At 76.5% G+C, this 22,153-nt stretch carries 13 protein-coding genes; 11 read left to right on the plus strand and 2 right to left on the minus strand.

Annotated features, from left to right (window positions below):
* Positions 1-158 precede the first annotated feature (158 nt).
* The 9 genes from ACFP6A_RS09945 to recD all read left to right on the plus strand — a co-directional run bounded on the left by ACFP6A_RS09945 (position 159) and on the right by recD (position 19,301).
* On the plus strand, positions 159-1,736 hold the full coding sequence (locus ACFP6A_RS09945) for a TIGR02677 family protein (protein ID WP_379603358.1): 1,578 nt from the start codon (positions 159-161) through the stop codon (positions 1,734-1,736).
* A 25-nt stretch (positions 1,737-1,761) separates the two neighbouring features.
* Positions 1,762-2,994, plus strand: a complete 1,233-nt coding sequence (locus ACFP6A_RS09950; RefSeq protein ID WP_379603359.1) for a TIGR02678 family protein — start codon at positions 1,762-1,764, stop codon at positions 2,992-2,994.
* Positions 2,991-7,181 (plus strand): TIGR02680 family protein, encoded by a 4,191-nt coding sequence (locus ACFP6A_RS09955; protein ID WP_379603360.1) that lies wholly within the window; start codon positions 2,991-2,993, stop codon positions 7,179-7,181. The genes ACFP6A_RS09950 and ACFP6A_RS09955 overlap by 4 nt, the downstream gene beginning before the upstream one ends.
* Positions 7,181-8,416 (plus strand): TIGR02679 family protein, encoded by a 1,236-nt coding sequence (locus ACFP6A_RS09960; protein ID WP_379603361.1) that lies wholly within the window; start codon positions 7,181-7,183, stop codon positions 8,414-8,416. The genes ACFP6A_RS09955 and ACFP6A_RS09960 overlap by 1 nt, the downstream gene beginning before the upstream one ends.
* Before the next feature lie 168 nt (positions 8,417-8,584).
* On the plus strand, positions 8,585-9,340 hold the full coding sequence (locus tag ACFP6A_RS09965; protein WP_379603362.1) for a dienelactone hydrolase family protein: 756 nt from the start codon (positions 8,585-8,587) through the stop codon (positions 9,338-9,340).
* A 75-nt stretch (positions 9,341-9,415) separates the two neighbouring features.
* Positions 9,416-10,270: a YhjD/YihY/BrkB family envelope integrity protein gene (locus ACFP6A_RS09970; RefSeq protein WP_379603363.1), complete on the plus strand. Its 855-nt coding sequence runs from the start codon at positions 9,416-9,418 to the stop codon at positions 10,268-10,270.
* A gap of 135 nt (positions 10,271-10,405) precedes the next feature.
* Entirely contained in the window at positions 10,406-13,861 is a 3,456-nt protein-coding gene (gene recC, locus ACFP6A_RS09975; RefSeq protein WP_379603364.1) for an exodeoxyribonuclease V subunit gamma, read from the plus strand.
* On the plus strand, positions 13,858-17,346 hold the full coding sequence (locus ACFP6A_RS09980) for a UvrD-helicase domain-containing protein (protein ID WP_379603365.1): 3,489 nt from the start codon (positions 13,858-13,860) through the stop codon (positions 17,344-17,346). The genes recC and ACFP6A_RS09980 overlap by 4 nt, the downstream gene beginning before the upstream one ends.
* A complete protein-coding gene (gene recD / locus ACFP6A_RS09985; RefSeq protein WP_379603366.1) occupies positions 17,343-19,301 on the plus strand; it encodes an exodeoxyribonuclease V subunit alpha in 1,959 nt (652 codons plus the stop codon). The genes ACFP6A_RS09980 and recD overlap by 4 nt, the downstream gene beginning before the upstream one ends.
* 18 nt (positions 19,302-19,319) lie before the next feature.
* Here the strand turns inward: recD and ACFP6A_RS09990 are convergent, their stop codons facing one another.
* Positions 19,320-20,066, minus strand: a complete 747-nt coding sequence (locus tag ACFP6A_RS09990) for a hypothetical protein (RefSeq protein WP_379603367.1) — start codon at positions 20,064-20,066, stop codon at positions 19,320-19,322.
* A 178-nt stretch (positions 20,067-20,244) separates the two neighbouring features.
* On the opposite strand from ACFP6A_RS09990, the gene ACFP6A_RS09995 reads away from it, so the two are divergent.
* On the plus strand, positions 20,245-20,736 hold the full coding sequence (locus ACFP6A_RS09995; RefSeq protein WP_379603368.1) for a beta-class carbonic anhydrase: 492 nt from the start codon (positions 20,245-20,247) through the stop codon (positions 20,734-20,736).
* Between the two features lie 2 nt (positions 20,737-20,738).
* On the opposite strand, the gene ACFP6A_RS10000 is transcribed toward ACFP6A_RS09995, so the two are convergent.
* Complete coding sequence (locus ACFP6A_RS10000) at positions 20,739-21,359, minus strand: L-threonylcarbamoyladenylate synthase (protein ID WP_379603369.1); 621 nt, start codon at positions 21,357-21,359, stop codon at positions 20,739-20,741.
* Between the two features lie 46 nt (positions 21,360-21,405).
* On the opposite strand from ACFP6A_RS10000, the gene ACFP6A_RS10005 reads away from it, so the two are divergent.
* Positions 21,406-22,029, plus strand: a complete 624-nt coding sequence (locus tag ACFP6A_RS10005) for a hypothetical protein (protein WP_379603370.1) — start codon at positions 21,406-21,408, stop codon at positions 22,027-22,029.
* The last annotated feature ends 124 nt before the right edge of the window (positions 22,030-22,153 follow it).

Consider the following 22,153-nt stretch of genomic DNA (forward strand, 5'->3'; position numbering starts at 1 on the left):
TCCTCAGGGTAGTGCTGGGCGCGGGCCTTCCAGAGGTTGGCCGGCTGACGAAGGCCAGCGGGCAGACGTCGCCCTGGCCGGCGCGCACCCCGTCCTCCATGTGGTCGCTCGTGCCGGAACGCTAGTCCTGTCGGTGGGCGTGGTTATCGTGGCCGATCGTGAGCCAGCAGCTGCCGCCGGAGCGACTCGGCCAGGACGACCGGGTCCGGCTGGAGGCGCTGCGCTACGCCGTCAACGAGGAGGCGGCGTCCTACCTGGCGATCATGCGGACGTTCACCGGCGCGATCGCCGGGCTGCTGTCGGACCAGTCGGCGGCGGAGGTGGCCCAGCGGCTCGCCGAGCAGGGTCTGGAGCTGGACGTCGACACCGTCGACGCGCGCCTGTCCTACCTCGTCGAGCACGGCAACCTGGCCCGTAGCCCCCGGGAGACCGAGGCCCGCAGCCTGCGCGACTACCTGGCGAACCGGGCCCGCTACCAGCTCACCCAGCGCGGCGAGCTCGTCCAGCGACAGGTGGAGGAGCTGCTGCAGCACACCGACACCGCCCACGAGGTGTCCACTGAGATGCTCGGCGGGATCCTCGACGGCCTGCGCCGGCTGCGCCGCGACGACGCGCCTGCACTGGCCGCCGCCGACCCGGACGACGTCGCCCGCCGGATCGGCACGGTGTTCGCCCAGTTCGAGCGGCTGGTGGAGTCGACCCGCGAGTTCTACACCTACCTGTCCCAGGTGCTCGTCCGCTACGACCTGGACCGGGACGAGTACCAGGCGTTCAAGACGGCACTGCTGGACTACCTGCAGCGGTTCGTCGAGGAGGTCGCCCGCCGGATGCCGCAGATCGCCGAGGAGCTGACCGCGCTGCGTCCCCTCGTGCCCGCCTTGACCGCCCGCGCCAACGCCGGCAGCCGGCTGATGTCCCTGGACGGCCGGCAGGCCCGCCGCGCCCGCGGCCTGGACCCCCGCGACTGGGACGGTCTGCACAGCTGGTTCGTCGGCACCCCCGGCCGGGACGCCGACGCCGACGGGGTCCGCCGGCTCGCCACCGAGGCCATGCGGGCACTGCTGGTGAACCTGCGCCGGATCGCCGCCAGCAGCGACCGGGAGCGCAGCCGGTACGCCGACCTGCTGCGGCTCGCCGGGTGGTTCGACGAGGCGGACGACGCCACGGCGCACGCTCTGTGGGCGGCTGCGTTCGGCCTGTACTCCTGCCGCCACCTGGCCTTCCCGGCGGACGACGACGCGGACCCGGTCCCGGCCACCGCCTCCTGGTGGCGCACCCCGGTCGCCGAGGTCCCGGTGACGCTGCGGCAACGCGGTGAGCGCAAGGTCACCGGCCGCTCCGGACGCCGCGAGGACTTCACCGACGCCAAGCGTGCCCGGCTCGCCGAGCGGCAGGCCGCCGAGCGTCGGCGGGCCGCCGCCCTGGCCGAGGTGGCCCGGCACAGCGGCGAGCCGGAGGTGCTGCGGATCTCCGACGACGCCCGCGCGGCCCTGCTGGAGGTGCTGGCCCGGGCGCTCACCGGCAGCGGCCCGGCACTCGGCGCCGGCGGGGAGGCCCGCGCCGACGCCACCGCGTCCACCGGCAGCCAGGCCGCCTTCCGCCTGACGGTCCGCCGCACCCCCGGGCGCAGCACGACCATCGCCAGCCCGGAAGGGCGGCTCGTGCTGTCGGACCTGACCCTTAGCCTCACCACCGCGACAGATGTCCGCACCGGGCGGCAGGAGGTCAGCGCGTGAGCGCCGCGACATGGATGGGGGACCAGTGACCCAGCCCCGGGTCGACCGTCCCGCGCCCGCGGGGGACCTGCAGGCCGCCCAGGAGCGTCGACGCGCCGCCCGTGGCCTGCTGCGCACGCCCCTGGTCACCGACGAGGACGACGACTCCGCCGCCCTGCTGCGCCTGGTCCGGCGGCACCGCGACGAGCTGACGAGGACCTTCGCCGACGGCCTCGGGTACCGCCTCGTCGTCGAACCGGGCGCGGCCCGGCTGTTCAAGGCCGGTCTCGGCGACGACGCCTCACGGCCCCTGCGGCGCCGGTCCGGCCGGCCGTTCGGGCCCCGCGGCTACGCCCTGCTCTGCCTCACCCTCGCCGCGCTCACCCGGTGCAAGACCCAGCTGCTCGTCGACGAGCTCGTCGCCGAGGTCCGCTCCGCGGCCGGGGACGCCGGCCTCGACGTGGACCTCGACGCGATCGCCGACCGCCGCGCCCTGCACGGCGCCCTGCTGGCCCTCGTCGACCTCGGCGTGCTCACCGAGCGGGACGGTGACCTCGAGCACTGGGCCGAGCAGCGCACCCTGTCCCTGCTCGACGTCCGCCGCGACCGGCTCGGCCTGCTCGTCGCCGCCCCGCTGGCCTCGGCCACCGGCCCCCGCGAGCTGCTGGACGTCGCGGCCCTGCCCTCGGCGTCCGGGGGCGCCCGGGTCGCCGTCCGCCGCCGGCTCGTGGAGACCCCGGTGCTGTCCGTCACCGACCTCACCGAGGACCAGGCCGAGTGGTGGCGGCGCAACCGCAACCGGGAGCGGGACTGGTTCACCGACCGGTTCGGGCTCGACCTCGAGCTGCGCGCCGAGGGCGCCCTGGCCGTCGACCCGCTCGACGAGCTGACCGACACCCCGTTCCCCGGCACCGGGTCCGCACGGCACCTCGCCCTGCTGTGGCTGGAACGGCTGGTGGAGGTGGCCCGCCCGGCGGCCCGGAGCGCGGACACCGCGGACCGGGTGTGGTGGTGGCTCGCCCCGGACGTCGTGGCCCGGGCGGCCGAGGACGTGCTGGCCGAGTGGGGCGCGGGGCTGCGCCGGGAGCACCGCGACAACCCGCAGGCGGCCCGGGCGGAGGCCACCGACGTCCTCACCGACGCCGGCCTGGTCCGCCTCGACCCCGGCGGCGGGTGGTGGCTGCACGCGGCCGCCGCCCGGTACGCAGCCCGCCCGACACTGGCCGCGGCGGCGCCCTCCGGCGAGGCGTCCCTGTTCGACGACGAGGAGGGCCAGTGAGTGCGCGCACCGTCACCGAGCAGCTGACCGCCGAGCAGGTGACCGCCGGGCCCGCGACGAACGATCAGACGACCGATCACGTGACGGCGTCGGCCGGCCGGTACCGGCTGTCCCGCGCCGGCGTGCTCAACGTGTGGCAGTACGACGACCAGGTCTTCGAGCTGGCCGACGGCCGGATGCTGCTGCGCGGCGCGAACGGCGCCGGCAAGTCCAAGACCCTGGAGATGCTGCTGCCGTTCGCGATCGACGGCGACAAGATGCGGATCACCGCCTCGGGCCGGCACCACACCAGCCTGCTGTGGCTGATGACCGACGGTCACGACGGCAACCGCACCGGCTACCTGTGGGTGGAGTTCGCCCGGACCACGCCGGACGGCGAGCGCGAGGTGCTCACCTGCGGGGTCGGCGTCCGGGCCTCCTCCACCGCCAGGACCGCGACGTCCTGGTACTTCACCTGCCCGCGGTCGGTGGGCGTCGACCTGTTCCTCGAGGACGACGCCGGCCCGCTGACCCGAGACCGGCTGCGGGCCGAGGTGTCCGCCGACGGCTCCTTCTTCGACCAGGCCCGCGCCTACAAGGCACACGTCGGGCGGGTCCTGTTCGGCCTCGACGCCGCCCGCTACGACGAGCTGCTCCGGCTGCTGTACTGGCTGCGCCAGCCGCAGATCGGCGAGGACATCGAACCCGCGCGGCTGGCCGACCAGCTCGCCCAGGCCCTGCCCCAGCTCGACGACGACGCGGTGCGGTCCGCCGGGGACACCTTCGACGAGCTCGCCGCGTTCGGCGAGCAGATCGAGCGCCGCGGCCGGGCAGCCGAGGCCGTGGCCGCGATGGCCGCCATCTACCGCGGCTACGCCACCGCCCGGGCCCGGGAGCGCGGCGCCGCCTTCGTCGAGGCACACCGCGAGCTGGGCCGGCGCCGGGACGCCGAGGCCAGGGCGGCCCAGGACGCGCAGGACCGCCAGCGCGAGAACGACGAGGTGGATTTCCGGCTCGCGGACACCGAGCAGCGGCTGCAGCGGGCGCAGGCGCGCACCGCCGAGCTGGAGTCCAGCCCAGAGGCCCGCAGCCACCAACGGGTGCTGGACCTCGCCGCCCGGGCCCGAGAGGCCGCCGACGTCGCCGACACGGCCCAGCGGACCGCCGAGCACGCCCGGGGGCGGGCCCAGCAGGTCGGTGAGCGGGTCGCCGCCGACGCCCGCGGCCTGCTTGAGGAGACGGCGTCGGTGGCCGCTGCCGGTCTCGAGGTGCTCGGCGCGGCGTCGGACGCCGGGCTGGCGCAGGTCCCCGCCCTGCCGGCCGGCCTGCGCGAGGGCCCGTTGACCGACCGTGGCACCGCCGACGCCTTGGTCGACCGGCTCACCGAGCACGCCACCGCGGTGCGCTCGGTGCTCGGTCCGCTCGGGGAGCTGCTCGCCGCGGTCGCCGTCGTCGACGACGCCCGCAAGACCGCCGAGCGGGCGGACGCCGAGCGGGAGGCGGCCGAGCGGCGGGCCGCGGAGACCGAGCGGCGCGCCGAGGCGGAACGCGGACGACGCCAGGACGCCGCCCGGCTGGCCGCCGACGCCGAGGAGCGGCTGCTCACCGAGCTGGCCACCTGGCGCGCTGACGCGCGCGGCGTCCCGGTCGAGCTGCCCGAGCTCACGGCGACCACCATCGCGGGGCTGCCCGCCGCCGTCCGGGCCGTCGCTGAGCCGCAGACCGGCCAGCTGCGGGAGACCGAGGCGGCTGCGGCCGCCGCCGAACGGGCGGAGGACCAGCTGCTCGCCGAGCTGGCCGCCGAACGCCAGGCGGTCGAGGCCGAGCGTGACCCGGCGCCGCCCGCCCCGCCGCTCGGCCGCACTCCCCGGGACGACGCTGACGGCGCCCCGCTGTGGCGGCTCGTCGACGTCGTCGCAGACCTGGACGACGATCGGCGCGCCGCCCTGGAGGCAGCCCTGGAGTCCTCCGGGCTGCTCGACGCCTGGGTGCGGGCCGACGGTGCGCTGCTCGACCCCGACCGCCGTGACGTCGTCCTGCCCAGCGGCGAGCCCGCCGCCGGCCGCACCCTGGCCGACGTCCTCGTCGTCGACGTACCCGCCGGGTCCCCGGTCACCGCGGACCTGGTCACCGGCGTCCTGCGCCGGGTCGCCGTGGGCGACACGGACGCCGCCGTGTCCCCGGGGACCGCGACCGTCGCCCTCGACGGGTCGTGGCGGCTGGGCCCGTTGATCGGCCGGGCCGCCAAGCCCGCGGCCCAGTACCTCGGGGCCACCGCCCGGGCCGCGGAGCGCGAGCGCCGCCTCGCCGACGTCACCGCCCGGATCCTCGCCGCCACCGGCCGCCGGGACGACGCCCGCCGCCAGCGGGAGACCGCCAGGGCCCGCCGCCGCGACATCGAGAGCTGGCTCGCCGACCTGCCCTCCGGTCAACCGCTGCTCACCGCGTGGACGCGGCTGGAGGAGCGCACCGAGGCCGCCCGCCGCGCCGAGGAGGAGGCCGACACCGCCGAGCGGGCTGCGGTCGCGGCACGGACGGTGGCCGCCGAGCGCCGGGCCGCCCTGGTCAGCCTCGCCGACCGGCACCGGCTGCCCACCTCCGGGCAGGCGCTCGCCGAGCGCCGCGACCTGCTCGTCACCCTGCGGACCCGGGTGAACCGGCTCGTCGACGCCGTCCCCGACTTGCAGCGGCGACTGAAGCGGTGGGGCGATGACTGGGAGCTGTGGCGCGGGGACGCCGAGCACGCCGACAACCTGGCCGAGCAGGCGGCGCAGGCAAGGATGGCGGCCCAGTCGGCGGACGAGCAGCACCGCACGCTCGCCGACGCCGTGGGGGCCGGCATCGCCGAGCTGGAACGCCGGCTCGCCGCCGCCCGCGCCGAGACCGAGAGCGCACGCGGCGAGCTGCGGGTGCTGCGCCAGGACGCCGGCCGGCTGCGTGAACAGCTCGGCGCCGCGCGGACCGCCCTGCAGGCCGCCGCCCAGCGGCGGGAGGAGGCCGAGCCGCTCGTCGTCGCCGCCGGCCGTCGCCTCGCGGAGCTCGGCGACGTCCCGGGACTCGTCGGTGCCGTCGACGTCGCCCGGGACGGTCACTCCCCGGACGGTGACTCCCCGGACGGCGGCTCCCCGGACGGCGGCTCCCCGGACGGCGCCGCACTCAGCCTGGCCGCGGGGCTGCAGGCCGGGGCGCCCGTGCCGCGGCCGGTCCTGGACCTGGCCCGCCGGTTCGCCGCCCTGCCGGAGCCGTCGCGTCCGGTCGACGCTGCCGCCCTGTACGCCGCGTTGCAGCAGGCGACGAGCAGCGACGCCGCCGACCACGAGCCGCGGGTGCTGCCCTTCGGCGACCTGCTCGCCGCGCTCGGCCGCGACGACGGCGGGGAGCACCCGGTGACCGAGCTGGCCACCCGGCTGGAGGCCGCCATCCGCCGCGACCGGGAGCTGCTCACCGAACGGGAGCGCACCCTGTTCGAGGAGCACCTCATCGGCGAGCTCGGCGCGGTGCTGCGCCGGCGCCGGCTCGAGGCCGCCGATCTCGTCGAGGGGATGAACCGGCTGCTGGGCCAGGTGACGACGTCCCAGGGCATCGCGGTCCGGTTGCGCTGGCAGATGCGCGAGGACGTCCCCGAGGACGCCCGGCGCGCGGTCGACCTGCTCGGGCGCGACGTCGGCGCGCTGCTGCCCAGCGAGCGGACCGAGCTGCGGGACGCGCTGCACCGGCTCATCGAGGCCTCCCGGGTGGAGGCGCCCGAGGAGAGCTACACCGAGCACCTGAGCCGGGCGCTGGACTACCGGCAGTGGTTCGCCTTCCGGATCCGCTACACCCGCCCCGAGGCGCCGGGTACCTGGCTGGACCTGCACCGGCGCTCCCCGCTGTCCCAGGGGGAGCAGAAGGTGGTGTGCTACCTGCCCCTGTTCGCGGCCGCCGCCGCGCACTTCACCTCCCTGGCCGGCGCCGCACCGCACGCTCCGCGGTTCATCCTGCTCGACGACGCCTTCCCCAAGATCGACGTCCGGACCCACCCGCTGCTGTTCGGCCTGCTCGTCGACCTCGACCTCGACTTCATCGTCACCAGCGAACGGCTCTGGGGCGACCACGCGACCGTGCCGTCCCTGGCGATCTACGAGGCGCTGCGCGACCCGGGGCAGCGGGGGATCGCCCAGTACCGGTACACCTGGGACGGCGCCCGGCTCCAGGCGGTCGGCGCCTGATGCCCGCCCCGTGGGCGCTCGACCCGGCGCTGTCGCCGGTGTGGAGGGCCGCCCGCAGGCGGCTGGAGCGCAACGGGCTCGAACCGGTTGGCACGATCACGGTGGACTGCCCGGACCGGTCGGTCCGCCACGCCGTCTCCGGCCTGCTCGGCCGGCCGGTGCTGCGCGACCGGGTGCGCATCGACCTGGAGCTGCTGGACGCGGTGGCGCGCGAGCGGGCCGGCACCGCCGGCGTGGTGGCCCTGGTGGAGGCGGTCGGGGGCCCGCTGCGTGACCGCGTGGCGGAACGGTCTGCCGCCGCCGCGGCCCGGCAGGCCCCGTACGCGGCGCTGCGGTCCTGGCTCGCCGACCACCCCGCGGTCGCGGCCCAGCCGTGGGTGGAGCCGTGGCTGGCCGGCGTCCGTCGCTCCGGCCTGCTGGCCCGGGTCACGGACCCCCAGGACGCCGGTCGGGCGCTCGTCCAGGCGGCGGCCGTGGCCGCCGGTCTGCTAGGGGACGGGGACTCCGTGCCCACCGGCCGCAACGTGCTGGCCGCTCGGGTCGCCGGGGACGCCCACGCCCTGGACGACGGCACGGTGCTGGGCGCCCTGGTGCTGCGGGCGCTCGCCGCCGCCGTGGGGGAGGAGGCGCCGCGTACCGCCGCCGCCCGCCGCGCCCTGTGGGAGCGGCACGGGGTGCGCCCCGACGCCGTGTCCGGGACCTGCCTTGCCCTCGGCCTGCGGCCCGCAGCCCGCTCCGCGCTCGCGCACCGGCTGGCTCTGGCCGCGGACGACGGTGACCCCGTGCACCTCACCGCGTGGGACCTGGCCCGGGCGGACGTTGCCGTGCCAGCGGGCACCCGGGTCCTGGTCTGCGAGAACCCCCGCGTGCTGGAGGCTGTCGCCGAGCGGCGCGGGGGTGCGGTGCCGGTGGTGTGCACGTCCGGGATGCCTGGACTGGTCACCTCCGACGTGCTGCGGCAGCTGCGGGCCGGCGGCGCCCACCTGGACTACCACGGCGACTTCGACTGGCCCGGGGTCGCGATCGCGAACCGGCTCGTCGCCACGGCCGGCTGCCGGCCGTGGCGGATGTCCGCCGAGGACTACCAGGTCGCCGTCCGTGCCGACGGGCCCGCGCTGCTGGGGGCACCCGTGGCCCCCGAGTGGGACCCCGCCCTCGGTGAGGCAATGCGTCGCACCGGGCGAGCTGTGCACGAGGAGGCCGTGCTCGACACCCTCCTCGACCACCTGTGGTGAACCCCTCCCGCCTCTCCCAGAATCCCCTCTCCCAGAATGCTGGGTTGTTGCCGCGACACGCCGCGTAGCGGCGGCAAAATCCAGCATTCTGTGGCGGCCAGAACCAGCATCCTGTGTCCAGCTGTTCTGTGCGCAGCTGTTCGTCACCTCTTCGAGCCGGAGGCCTTCATGCCCAGCAGCTCCACCCTTCTTGACATCGAGCTGCCGTCGGACGCGCCGGGGGCCAGCCCGCACCTGCGCGGGGTGCTCGGGGTGCCCGAGGGCCCGGGCCCGTGGCCGGGCGTCGTCATGGTGCACGAGGCGTTCGGACTCACCCCAACCATGCGGCGGCAGGTGCAGCGCATGGCCGACGCCGGGTTCCTCGTCCTGATGCCCGACCTGTTCGTCGAGGGAGGTCCGCGCAAGTGCCTGCGGTCCACCTTCGCTGACATCCTCCGAGGCGAGGGTCGCGCGTTCGTCGACGTCGAGGTGGCCCGTCAGGCGCTGCTCGCCCGCAGCGACTGCACGGGTCGGATCGGTGTCCTCGGGTTCTGCATGGGCGGCGGGTTCGCGCTGATGGCCGCCGACGGCAAGGGCTTCGACGTGGCATCGGTCAACTACGGTCAGCTGCCTCGCCACCTGGACGAGGCTCTCGCCGGAGCCTGTCCGATCGTTGCCAGCTACGGCGGGCGGGACCTCACGCTGCGCAAGGCTCCGGCCAGACTCGAGGCGGCCCTGTCGGCAGCGGGCGTCCCGCACGACGTCAAGCAGTACCCGACAGCCGGTCACTCGTTCCTCAACGACAGCGATGAGGACGTCCCCTGGCTGCTGCGGCCGCTGCTCAAGCGGGTGCTCGGGGCCGGACCCGACCCGGCGGCGGCGGCCGACGCGTGGCGCCGCATCGACGCGTTCTTCACCGAGCACCTGGCCGGCCCCGCTCGCTGAACAACGCAGCAGCGCCGGGCGGGAGTGGCTGCGCCCGAGCGGCACCACCGTCGCCGCCGTGGTTGCCTGAGCCGCATGACCGGGCAGAGCGCAGCCGTCGAGCGCCGGGTCAGCGGTCGGCTGCGCCGCTGGGTGCACGAGTGGACGTCGCACGTGCCCGCGCCGATCCGGCGGCTGGCGCGCTGGCTGGTGAGTCCGGAGCTGACGACGACGAGCGCCGGCCTGGCGTTCTACGCCCTGATCTCACTGCCGCCGACCGTCCTCATCGCCTTCTGGGTGGCCGGGTCGTTCGTCTCGGACGACGAGCTCCAGCAGCTCGGGACGACCCTCGACCAGCGGGCACCTCAGGAGCTGCCGGTCGGGACCGTCCTGCAGGGGCTCATCGACGTCGCCACCACGGCCGGCTGGGTGTCGGTGCTCGCGGCCCTGTGGCCCGCTACGGCCTACGGCTCGGCGCTGGCCCGTGCCTTCACCGAGGTCGCGCCGGACTCCGAGCGCCGGCTGCGCGGCTGGCGCCGCCGGCTCGCCGCACTCGGCGTCGTCGCGGTGCTGCCCCTCGTCGTCCTGTCGACCATCGTCGTGCTGTACCTGGCGCCCCGTGTACTCGGCACCGGGTGGCTGCTGACGGCGCTGCTCGCCGTCGGCGCGTTCGCCGTCCTGGCCCTCGTCGTCGCCGGACTCTTCGGCGTCTTCCGTCTGGAAGGCACCCGCTGGCGGGACGTCGCAGTGGCGGCGCTGGCGACGACCGGCCTCATCGCCGTCGTCACCGGTGGCTACCTGGTGTACCTGCGGGTGTTCGCCGACGTCACCGAGCGCTACGGGGCGAGCTCGCTGGCGACCCTCGTGCTGCTGGCGCTGTGGTTGCTGCTCAGCAACGGCGTCCTGCTCGTCGGCTACCGGCTGCTGCACCGCCGATCACTGCGGAACTGACCGGCCTCGCGTGGCGGCGTCCAGGCGTTGTCGGTGGGCTCCTCTAGGGTCGCTGGCGACGCACCAGCCGTGGCCGTCACGGCCCGGTGCACCGGCCGGGGGCCAGCCGGCCACAGGTCACGGGGAGGGGACGACGTGCTGAGGACGCACCGCTCGCAGCGCGCGGACGCGCTGGTCGCGCCGCTCGCCGCGGTGCTCGCCGTGCCCCCGCAGGACCCGTTCACCCCGGACGTCGTGGCCGTCCCCACCCGGGGCGTCGAGCGGTGGCTGGCCCAGCGGCTGTCCCACCACCTCGGCGCCGGCCCGGACGGCGAGACCGGGGTGTGCGCCAACGTCGACTTCGCCTCCCCGTCCCGGCTCGTCGGCTCCGTGCTGGCCGGGGTGCTCGACGTCGACCCGGACGACGACCCGTGGCACCCCGACCGGCTCCTCTGGCCGCTGCTACGGGTGATCGACCACTCCGCGGGCGAGCCGTGGTGCGAGGTGCTCACCCGGCACCTCGGGCTGGACGTCGCGGTCGACCCCGACCCCGCTGATGCCGCCGACCTCGCCGACCCTGCCGACGCTGTCGACGCGGCTGAGTCCGATGACCGCGACGACCCGGCCGGCCCGCGCCGCGGCCGCCGTCTCGCCGTCGCCCGGCACCTGGCCGGCCTGTTCGCCTCCTACCACCGGCAGCGACCCGGGCTCGTGCTCGAGTGGCTCGACGGCGGGGACGGGGACGGCGCCGGCGGCACCGTCCCGGCGGACCTGCGGTGGCAGCCCGAGCTCTGGCGGCGGGTGCGCCGCGAGGTCGGCGTCCCCAGTCCCGCCGAGCGGCTCGAGGACGCCGTCGCTCTGCTGCGCGACCAGCCCGACCGGGTGGACCTGCCGGCCCGGCTCAGCGTGTTCGGGCCCACCCGGCTGCCCGCCGAGCACCTCGCCGTCCTCGCCGCCCTGGCCGAGCACCGCGACGTCCACCTGTGGCTGCCGCACCCGTCCCCCCGGCTGTGGGACAAGGTGGCCGCCGCGCCGGCGCCGGGCCCGCGACGCCGGGCGCTTCCGCCGCCGGCCGCCCACCCGCTGCTCGCGCCGATGGCCCGCGACACCGTCGAGCTGCAGGTGCGGCTCGGCGCGCTGGCCGTCCCGCACACAGACGAGCACCACCCGGCGCCGGCGCCCCCGGCCACCCTGCTCGGCGCCCTGCAGCAGCGGCTGCGGGACGACGACGCCTCCTCCCCGCCGGTGCCGTTCGACCCGCAGGACCGCAGCGTCGAGGTCCACGCCTGCCACGGCCGGGCCCGCCAGGTCGAGGTGCTCCGCGAGGCACTGGTCGGCCTGCTCGCCGACGACCCCACCCTGGAACCGCGCGACGTCCTCGTCATGTGCCCGGACGTCGAGGCCTACGCCCCGCTCGTCACGGCGACGTTCGGCCTGGCCGGGGACGACGACGGCCCGGACGTCGTCCACCCCGGCCAGACGCTGCGGGTGCGCCTGGCCGACCGGTCACCGCGGCGCACCAACCCCGTCCTCGGGGTGCTGGAGGACCTGCTGCGTCTCGCCGACGGGCGCGTCACCGCCTCGGAGGTCCTCGACCTCGCCGCCCGCGAACCGGTCCGGCGCCGGTTCGCCCTCGGCGACGACGACCTCGACCGCGTCCGCGGCTGGGTGGTCGCGACCGGGACCCGGTGGGGGGAGGACACTCGGCGCCGCGCCCGGTACGGACTCGGCGTCCTGCGCCAGGGCACCTGGGACGCCGGCCTGGACCGGCTGCTGCTCGGTGTCGCCATGGCCGAGGAGGACCACCGCTACGTCGGGTCCGCGCTGCCGCTGGACGACGTCGACAGCACCGACGTCGACCTCGCCGGACGCCTCGCCGAGCTCGTCGACCGGTTGGGCACCGTGCTCGCCGCCCTCGACGGCACCCGGCCGCTGGCCCACTGGCTCGACGACCTCGACCGGGCCCTGGACCTGCTCACCGACGTCCCGCCGGACCAGTCCTGGCAGGCCGTGCAGGCGCGCCGCGTGCTCGCCGACGTGCGACGCGCCGGGCAGGCCCACGACGGGGTGCCGCTGCGGCTGCCCGACGTCCGGGCCCTGCTCGCCGGCCGGCTCGAGGGCCGGCCCACCCGCGCCGGGTTTCGCACCGGCGCCCTGACGGTGTGCTCGCTGGAGCCCATGCGCGCCGTCCCGCACCGGGTCGTGTGCCTGCTCGGCATGGACGACGGGGCGTTCCCCCGCGGCACCGGTACCGACGGGGACGACATCCTGCTGCGCGACCCGTGCCTGGGCGAGCGGGACCAGCGCAGCGAGGATCGTCAGCTGTTCCTCGACGCGGTGGCCGCCGCCGGGGAGCGCCTCGTCGTCCTGTACGCCGGCGCGGACGAGCGCACCGGAGCCGTCCGGGCGCCCGCCGTCCCGGTCGGGGAGCTCCTCGACGCCCTCGACGTGACCGCCGCCGCCGGTGACGGCCGGCCCGTCCGCGACCACGTCGTCGTCCGGCACCCCTTGCAGCCGGTCGACGACCGGGCCTTCACACCCGGCGCCCTGCGCCGGCCGGGCCCGTTCAGCTTCGACGTCCACGCCCACCGCGCCGCGCTCGCCGCCCGCGCCGGACGCACCCCGACACCGCCCTTCCTGCCCGGGCCGCTGCCCGCCGAGCCCTCGCCCGCCGAGGTCGACCTCGACGACCTCGTCGCCCTCCTCGAGCACCCGGCCAAGTGGTTCCTGCGTCACCGGCTGGGGATCTCCCTGGCCGGGGACGAGCCGGACGTCGAGGACCGGCTGCCGCTCACCGTCGACCCCCTGCAGAAGTGGGCGGTCGGCAACCGGCTCCTCCAGGCTGCGCTCGCCGGCGTGCCCCGCGACCGGGCCGCGGCCGCGGAGTGGCGCCGCGGGGAGGTACCGCCCCGGGCGCTGGGCCGGGCAGTGCTCAACACGGTCCTCGACGAGCTCGCCCCGGTCCTGGCCCTCACCCGCCGGCACACGGGCGGCGACCCGGGTGGCGGCGAGGTCGTCGACGTCGCCGTCGACCTGCCCGACGGCACCCGGCTCACCGGCAGCGTCACCGGCGTGCACGAACGCACCGTCGTACGCGCCGTGTACTCCAGGCTCGGCGCCAAGCACCGGCTGCGGGCCTGGGTCCAGCTGCTCGCGCTCAGCGCCGCCCGCCCGGACGGCGGGTGGCGGGCTGTCACCGTGGGACGCGGCCCGACCGGGCGGCCCACGGCCACCGCGGCGCTGCTGCCACCACTGGACCAGGCCACCGCGACCCGGCGGCTCGACGAGCTCGTCCGGCTGCGCCCCCGGGCCGCCCGCCAGCCGCTGCCGCTGCCCGTGGACACCGCCGCCTCCTACGCCCGGGCCCGGCTCGGCGGCGACACCGAGCCGGTCGCCCTGGAGGCCGCCGCCCGCACCTGGCATGACGGGTTCGAGCGGGCCGACGAGCACCACCGGTTGTGCTGGGGCGACGACGTGCCGCTGAGTGCCCTGGCCGGCGTCCCCGACCCCACCGAGCAGGCCTGGTGGCCGCAGGAGACCACCCGGTTCGGCGTCCTGGCCCGGCGGGTGTGGCACCCGCTGCTGGCGCACGAGGAGACCGAGACGTCATGACCTCCCTGCTCGCCCCGCCGGACGTCTTCGACGTCTGCGGACCGCTGCCCGCCGGCACCACCGTGCTCGAGGCCAGCGCCGGCACCGGCAAGACCTTCACCATCGCCGCCCTCGCCACCCGCTACGTCGCCGAGGGGCACGCCGACCTCGCCGACCTGCTCCTCGTCACCTTCGGTCGCGCCGCCACCAGCGAGCTGCGTGACCGGGTCCGGGAGCGGCTCGTCAGCGCCGAACGGGCCCTGCGAGCCGTGGACGCGCGCACCGCGGACGACCCGCTGATCCGGTTGCTCGCCGACGTCGACGACGACGAGCTCGACCGCCGCCGCAGCCGCCTCACCCGGGCCCTCGCCGACGTCGACGCCGCCACCATCACCACCACCCACGGCTTCTGCCACCAGATGCTGCTCTCCCTCGGGGTCGCCGGGGACATGGACCGTGACGCGGTGCTCCTGCCGGACATCGCCGACGTCGTCGACGAGGTCGTCGACGACCTGTACCTGCAGCGGTACGCCGACGACCCCGACCCGGTCCTCAGCGTCTCGGAGGCCCGCGCGGTCGCCCGCGCCGCGGCCTGGGACCGGCAGGCGCGGCTCGAGCCCGCCGACGCCGACCCGGCCACGCAGGCCGGTCACCGGTACGCCCTGGCCCGGGACGTCGTCGCCGAGGTCGCCCGCCGCAAACGGGCCCGTCGGCTGCTCGACTACGACGACCAGCTCACCCTGCTGCGCGACGCCCTCGTGCACCCCGAGCACGGACCCGTCGTCGCCGAACGCGTCCGCTCGCGCTACCGGGTGGTGATGGTCGACGAGTTCCAGGACACCGACCCCGTGCAGTGGACCGTGCTCGAGCGCGCGTTCCACGGGCACCGCACCCTCGTCCTCATCGGCGACCCCAAGCAGGCCGTCTACGCCTTCCGCGGCGGCGACGTGCACGCCTACCTGGCCGCCCGGACCCGGGCCCACCACGTCGCCACCCTCGGGCGCAGCTGGCGCAGCGACGCCCCCCTGGCCCGCGCCCTGGACGCCGTCCTGGGTGGCGCCGCCCTCGGTGACGACGCGATCGTCGTCCACCCGGTGCAGGCCCAGCACGCCGGCCGCCGGCTCGACGGCGGCGCCCCGCTGCGGGTCCGGCAGGTGACCCGGGCCGCGTTCGGGCCCCGCTCGCCGTCCGCCGGCCCCAGGGTCCAGTCGGCCCGCGACCTCGTCGTCGCCGATGTCGCCGCCGACGTCGTCCGCCAGCTGGGCGGCGTCCGGGTGCAGGACGGCGACGGCTGGCGCCCGCTGCGACCCGCCGACGTCGCCGTGCTCACCCGGACCAACAAGGAGGCCGCCCAGGTCCGCGACGAGCTCGTCGCCTGCGGCGTCCCCGCCGTCGTGTCCGGCCAGGCCAGCGTCTTCGACACCCCGGCCGCCCGGGCCTGGACCACCCTGCTCGCCGCCCTCGAGCAGCCCGGGCGCTCCGGGCTCGTCGCCGCGGCCGCCCTCACGCCCTTCCTCGGCTGGGACGCCGCCCGGCTGGCCACCGCCGGGGACGACGAGCGCGACGCCCTCGCCGACACCCTGCGCCGCTGGAGCCGGCTGCTCACCACCCGCGGGGTCGCCGCCCTGCTCGAGGCGGCCGCCGCCGACGGGCTGGCCGAGCGGCTGCTGCGCACGGACACCGGTGAGCGCGTGCTCACCGACCTGCGCCACATCGGGCAGGTGCTGCACGCCGCCGCCCTCGAGCACGGGCTCGGGACCTCCGCGCTCACCGAGTGGCTTCGCCGGCGCACCCAGGAGGCCGACGCCGACTACGCCGAGGAGCGCAGCCGGCGGCTGGAGACCGACGCCGCCGCCGTCCAGGTCGTCACCGTGCACTCGGCCAAGGGCCTGGAGTTCCCCGTTGTCTACGTCCCGTTCGGGTGGGACCGCAACGACGGCCGCCTGCCCGGGGTGCTGCGCTACCACGACGAACGCGGCGAGCGGGTGCTGTCCGTCGGCGGCTCCACCGACCCCGGTCACGACGAGGCCGGCGCCCGCCACCGGGCCGAGGAGCGCGGGGAGGACCTGCGCCTGCTCTACGTCGCCCTGACCCGGGCCCGCTCCCAGGTCGTCCTGTGGTGGTGCCCGACGCAGCGGAACACCGCCTGCGGGCCGCTGACCCGGCTGCTGCTCGGCGGGCACCCGCCCGGTGCCCAGCCGCCCGAACGGGTCACCGCCGCCCGCCTCGCCGACGACGCGGTCGCCACCCGGCTGGCGGGGCTCGCCGCGGGCTCGCAGGGGACCGTCGTGCACGAGCTGGTCGACGCCGCCCCCGCCCGGCTGCACTGGCCGGCGGCCGAGCCCACCGGCGCGGAGCTGTCCGTGGGCCGCCTCGGCCGGGTCCTCGACCAGACCTGGCGCCGGACGTCGTACACCGGCCTCACCGCAGCCGCGCACGCCACCGCGCCCGGGGTGACCAGCGAGCCGGAGACCACCGGCGTCCAGGACGAGACCGACATCGCCGTCCGGGGCGGTGCGGCCACTGCCACGGGAACCGGGGAGACGACCGGGGAGGTAGCCGGCGAGCCCGCCGGGGACGACCCGTTGGCGCAGCCCTCCCCGATGGCCGACCTGCCCGGGGGAGCGGCGTTCGGGACCGTCGTCCACGAAGTGCTCGAGCACGTCGACCCGGACGCCGGCGACCCGGCCGCCGAGCTGGCGCGCCGCTGCGCCGAGGCCGGGTCGGCGCGGACCGTGGGCGTCGCCCCCGAGGTCCTGGCCGCCGCCCTCGAACCGGTCCTGGCCACCCCGCTCGGCCCGACCCTCGACGGGCTGACGCTGGCCGACGTCCCGGCTCGCGACCGGCTGGCGGAGCTGGAGTTCGAGCTGCCGCTGGGCGGCGGGGACGCCGCTCTGCCGATGGGCGGCGGGGACGCCGCTCTGCCGATGGGCGGCGGGGACGCCGCTCTGCCGCTAGGCGGCGAGGACGCCGCAACGGCCGGTCGGGTGGCCGGGGCCCTGGCCGACGTCGCGGACCTGCTGCGCCGCGAGCTGCCCGCCGACGACCTGTTCGCCGCCTACCCCGACCGGATGCTCGACGACGGCCTCGGCAGCGCCCGGCTGCTCGGCTACCTCACCGGCTCCATCGACGTCGTGCTGCGGGTCGGGCCGCCCGAGAACCGGCGGTACGTCGTCGTGGATTACAAGACCAACCACCTCGCCGCCCCCGACGAGCCGCTCACCCTCGGGCACTACCGGCCGGCGGCGATGGCCGAGGCGATGATGCGCTCCCACTACCCGCTGCAGCTGCTGCTCTACACCGTCGCCCTGCACCGGTACCTGCGCTGGCGGGTCCCCGGCTACCACCCCGACTCCGACCTCGGCGGCGGCCTGTACCTGTTCGTGCGCGGGATGGCCGGACCGGCCACCCCGGTCGTCGACGGCAGCCCCTGCGGGGTGCTGGCGTGGCGTCCCCCGACCCCGGTCGTCACCGGCTTGTCCACCCTCCTGGACGGCACCCGGTGAGCCCGCTGGACGCCGCCGCCGGCAGCGACCCCCGCATTGCGGTGCACGCCCCGCCGCTGATCGCCGAGATCAACCGGGCCGGCGTCGTCGCCGCCCCCGACGTCCACGTCGCTCGCCGGCTCGGCCGGCTCACCGGCGAGGACGACGAACGGGTGCTGCTCGCCGTCGCGCTCACCGTCCGGGCGCTGCGGTCCGGGTCCGTGTGCCTGGACCTCGACGACCTCGACGCGCTCGCCGTCCCCGAGGCGGAGGACGCCGAGCCGCTCGGTGCGCTGCCCTGGCCCGACCCGGAGCAGTGGCGTGCCGCCATCGCCGCCAGCCCGCTGGTCGCGGTCGGCCCCGGCGGGTCACCGGAGCGCCCGGTCCGGTGGGTCGACGGGCGGATGTACCTGGACCGGTACTGGCGCGACGAGCAGCTCGTCCGCCGGCACGTGGACGGCCGGCTCACCGCCGGGTCCGGCCAGGGCACTGCCGGGTCCGGCCAGGGCACTGCCGGGTCGGGTCAGGGCACCGGCCCGACCGGGGTCGACCCGCTGCGCGCCGGGCACGCCGCCCGGCGGGTCTTCCCCCGGCCGCAGGACGCCCGCCAACGGCTCGCCACCGCCTGCGCCGTCCTGAGCCCGCTCACCGTGCTCACCGGCGGACCGGGCACCGGCAAGACCACCACCGTCGCCCGGCTCCTGGCCGCCCTCGACGACGTCGCCGGACCGGGACTGCGGATCGCCCTGGCCGCGCCGACCGGCAAGGCCGCGGCCCGGCTGCAGGAGGCCGTCCGGGCCGAGGTGGCCGACCTGCGCAGCACCGGCGTCGTCGGCGGGCAGACGGCCGACCGGCTCGGCGGCCTCACCGCGTCCACCCTGCACCGCCTGCTCGGCTGGCGGCCCGGCACCAGCACCCGGTTCGTCCACCACCGCGGCTACCACCTGCCGCACGACGTCGTGGTCGTCGACGAGACGTCGATGGTGTCCCTGCCGCTCATGGCCAGGCTGCTCGAGGCGCTGCGACCTCAGGCGAGGGTCGTGCTCGTCGGGGACCCAGACCAGCTCGCCTCGGTCGAGGCCGGCGCCGTCCTCGGCGACCTCGTGGCCCGTCCCCCGGTCGCCGGGACCCTGCCCACACTGCTCGCCACCGCCGTCCCGGACGACGTCCCCCAGCACCCGGCGGACCGGATCGCGCTCGGCAACGGCGTCGTCCGGCTGGAACGGGTGCACCGGCACGGCTCCGTCATCGCCGAGCTCGCCGGCGCCGTCCGGCGCGGGCGCGCGGAGGAGGTCCTCCACCTGCTGCGCACCGGCGGGGACGCCGTGTCCTTCGTCGAGGTCACCAGCGAGCGGCCCACCGCCGCGGACATCGCCGGCGTGCGGGCCGACGCGGTGGCCGCGGGCACCGAGCTGGTCCAGGCCGCCCGCCGCGGAGACGTCCCCGCGGCGCTCGCCGCCCTGGAGCGGCACCGGCTGCTGCTCGCTCACCGCCGCGGCCCGGCCGGCGTGGCGCACTGGGCCGCCGAGGTGGAGGCCTGGGTCGCCGAGGAGACCGGGCCCGACCCGGGCGGGGCCCACGGCCCCTGGTACCCCGGGCGGCCACTGCTCGTCACCGCCAACGACCGCGACAGCGGGCTGTACAACGGCGACACGGGTGTCGTCGTCGCCGCGCCCGGCGGGGTGGTCGCCGTCTTCGGCACCCCCGAGGCCCCGCTGCTGGTGCGCCCGCACCGCCTGCCGGCCGTGCAGACCGTGCACGCGATGACAGTGCACCGGGGGCAGGGCAGCCAGTTCGGCGCCGTGTCGCTGCTGCTGCCGCTGGCGACCTCACCGCTGCTGACCCGTGAGCTCCTGTACACGGCCGTCACCCGGGCCCGCGAACGGGTCCGGGTCGTCGGGACCGCGGCTGCGGTCACCGCCGCCGTCGAGCGGCCGGTGCGACGGGCCAGCGGCCTGCGCCGGCCGATCGGCTGAGCCGCCGCTACGAGCGGGTCAGCCGCGCGGCCCCGGCGCCGTCCCGACGAGCCGGCAGGCGGCGTCCCACTGCTCGGCCGACGGCGCCTGCACAGTCCCGCGCCCGAGCACCTCCCGGCTCACCGCGATCGCGTCCACGAGCAGGTCGTAGAGCATCCGCTCCGGGTCCTGGGTGCACGACGTCGCGATCCCCTCGACCGCGTGCCGGACCGTGTTGGGTGCGGTGAACCGGCGGAACGTCCGCACCGAGACCGGCACCCGGCCGCCGACCCGCCGCCGGAAGTCCCGCGCCCACGCCTCCGCCCCGGGCGCCAGCCGGAGCACGGCCCGGACCTCGGGGGAACGGATCTCGTCGTCCGGCGGCCCGCCGTCGAGCAACCGGTCGACGGCCTCGGTGGCGAGCAGCGCGAGGGCGAGCACGTGCTGACGCTCCTCGGAGGTCACCGGCAGCGCCCGCACGGCCGCCAGCCGGGCCAGCTCGACGTCCAGCCGCGGGTCGTCCCCGACCACGCCGATCACCGACGGGATCAGCGGCGCCAGACGGGGGCGGGCGTCGTCCCCGGTGACGTCGTTGACGTGCCGGGCCAGCGCCGCGAGCAACGGGTGGGTACAGGCCGGGTGGTCGCTCCACCGCTCCCCGGCCAGGAAGGAGGCGATCTCCATGAAGCACCCGCCGTGCCGCGGTCTGCGGTGCTTGCCGCGGGACAGGACGGGCAGCGCGTCCGGGACGCCGAGCGCGTCCGGGACATCGAGGATGTGGGCCACGAGGCACCCCCTGGGGACGGGTCGTCCGACCCGACCAGTCTGCGCCGCTCTCGGCCCTCTGGTCCAGCCCCTGTCGACCGCTTGTCGACGCCCGGCTCCTCTGCGAATCTCGTGGCTCCGTGGGGCTGTCGCTCCGCGGCACGAAGATTTCCGCGCGATCCCGGTGAGGAGCACCGCCATGAGCACGACCGATGACCTGCTACGGAACGCCGAGAGCTACGCCGCCTCCTTCGACGTGGGTCATCTGCCCATGCCGCCAGGCCGGCAGGTCGCCGTCGTCGCCTGCATGGACGCCCGCCTCAACCCGTACGGCCTGCTCGGACTGGTGGAGGGCGACGCCCACGTGATCCGCAACGCCGGTGGGGTTGTCACCGAGGACGTGATCCGGTCCCTCGCGATCAGCCAACGCCTCCTCGGGACACGCGAGATCATCCTCATCCATCACACCGACTGCGGAATGCTGACGTTCACGGACGACGGCTTCAAGGCGCAGGTCGAGGCCGACACCGGCATCCGCCCGCCCTGGGCCGCCGAGGCCTTCAAGGACCCCGCCGAGGACGTGCGGCAGTCACTCAGGCGGATCGCCGCCAACCCCTTCATCCCGCACAAGGACCAGGTGCGCGGCTTCGTCTACTCGGTGACCGACGGCACGCTCACCGAGGTGCACTGACGTCAGCTGAAACGGGACGGGTCGCCGACCCCGACCCGCACCACCTCCGGCTCCGGGCCGGACCAGTCGACGACGGTGGTGGGTCCGGGGCGGCTGTCACCGCAGTCCAGGACGACGTCGACCGCGCCGTCCAGCGTCTCCTTGATCTCCCAGCCGTCGGTCATCGGCTCCTGCTCCCCGGGCAGGATCAACGTGCTGGACATGAGCGGCTCCCCGAGCTCGCGCAGCAGGGCCGTCGTGACCGGGTGGTCCGGGATGCGCACGCCCACGGTCCGCTTGCGCGGGTGCGCGAGCCGGCGCGGGACCTCCTTGGTCGCCGGGAGGATGAACGTGTACGGCCCGGGGGTCGCCGCCTTCACCGACCGGAAGGCCGTGTTGCTCAGGTGCACCAGCTGGCCCAGCTGCCCGAAGTTCGCGCACAGCAGGGTGAAGTGGTGCCCGTCGTCCAGGCCGCGGATCCGCCGGATCCGCTCGGCGCCGGTCGGGCTGCCGAGCACGCAGCCGAGGGCGTAGCCGGAGTCCGTCGGGTAGGCGATGAGGGCGTCGTCGCGCAGCATCCTGACGACCGTGGCGATCGTGTGCGGCTGCGGGTTTTGGGGGTGCACCTCGAGGTACCGGGCCATCCTGGGAGCGTAGGGCGCCCGGCCCGGGTGTGGTGGACTGACGCCCGTGTCCACCTCCGGTCCTGTCACCCCGGTCGACGGCGTCCCCGCGGTCCCCGCAGGTCGAGGCGGGCCCGGCCTGCCCGTCGTCCTGCTCAGCCTGGTCCTGGCCGCCGTGCTCGGGGTCGGGGCCGGGGTCCTGCTCGGCCGGCTCGGTGGGCCGGCCGACGACCCCCCGGTCGTCACCATCACCGACGAACCGACCCAGGAGCCCGTCGTGATCGAGCCGGTCTCGGTGACCAGCTACGACCCGGTCGGCGGCAGCGGCTTCCAGGACGAGGGCGGCGGCGCGTGGAGCACCCAGACGTACACCACCGCCGACTTCGGCCGGCTCAAGCCCGGCGTCGGCCTGCTCGTCGACCTCGGCGAACCCCGCGAGGTCGGCACGGTGACGTTCGACAGTGCCTCCGCGGGCGTGGCCGTCGCCCTGGTCGCCGGCGACGCCCCGCCGTCCGGGGCCGCTGAGGGGATGACACCGGTGGCCGAGACGACGACCGTCGCCGGGACCAACGAGCTGTCCGCCGCGGACGCCGGCGCCCACCGGTACTGGATGCTCTGGGTGACCACCCTCGCCCAGCGCGGCGACGGCTACGGAGCCGACATCACCACCCCCACCCTCACCACCCCCTGACGTCCCCCGATCTCTGGAGGCCTTCCGTGGTCTCGTAGCCACCTGAGACCACGCAAAGCCTCCAGAGATAGCGTGTCAGGAGAGCCCCGGACGGCGGTTGGTCGGGGATAGGGCATACTGGGAC

Origin of the sequence: Quadrisphaera sp. GCM10027208, assembly GCF_042658805.1 — a bacterium.
GTDB lineage: Bacteria > Actinomycetota > Actinomycetes > Actinomycetales > SCSIO-59966 > SCSIO-59966.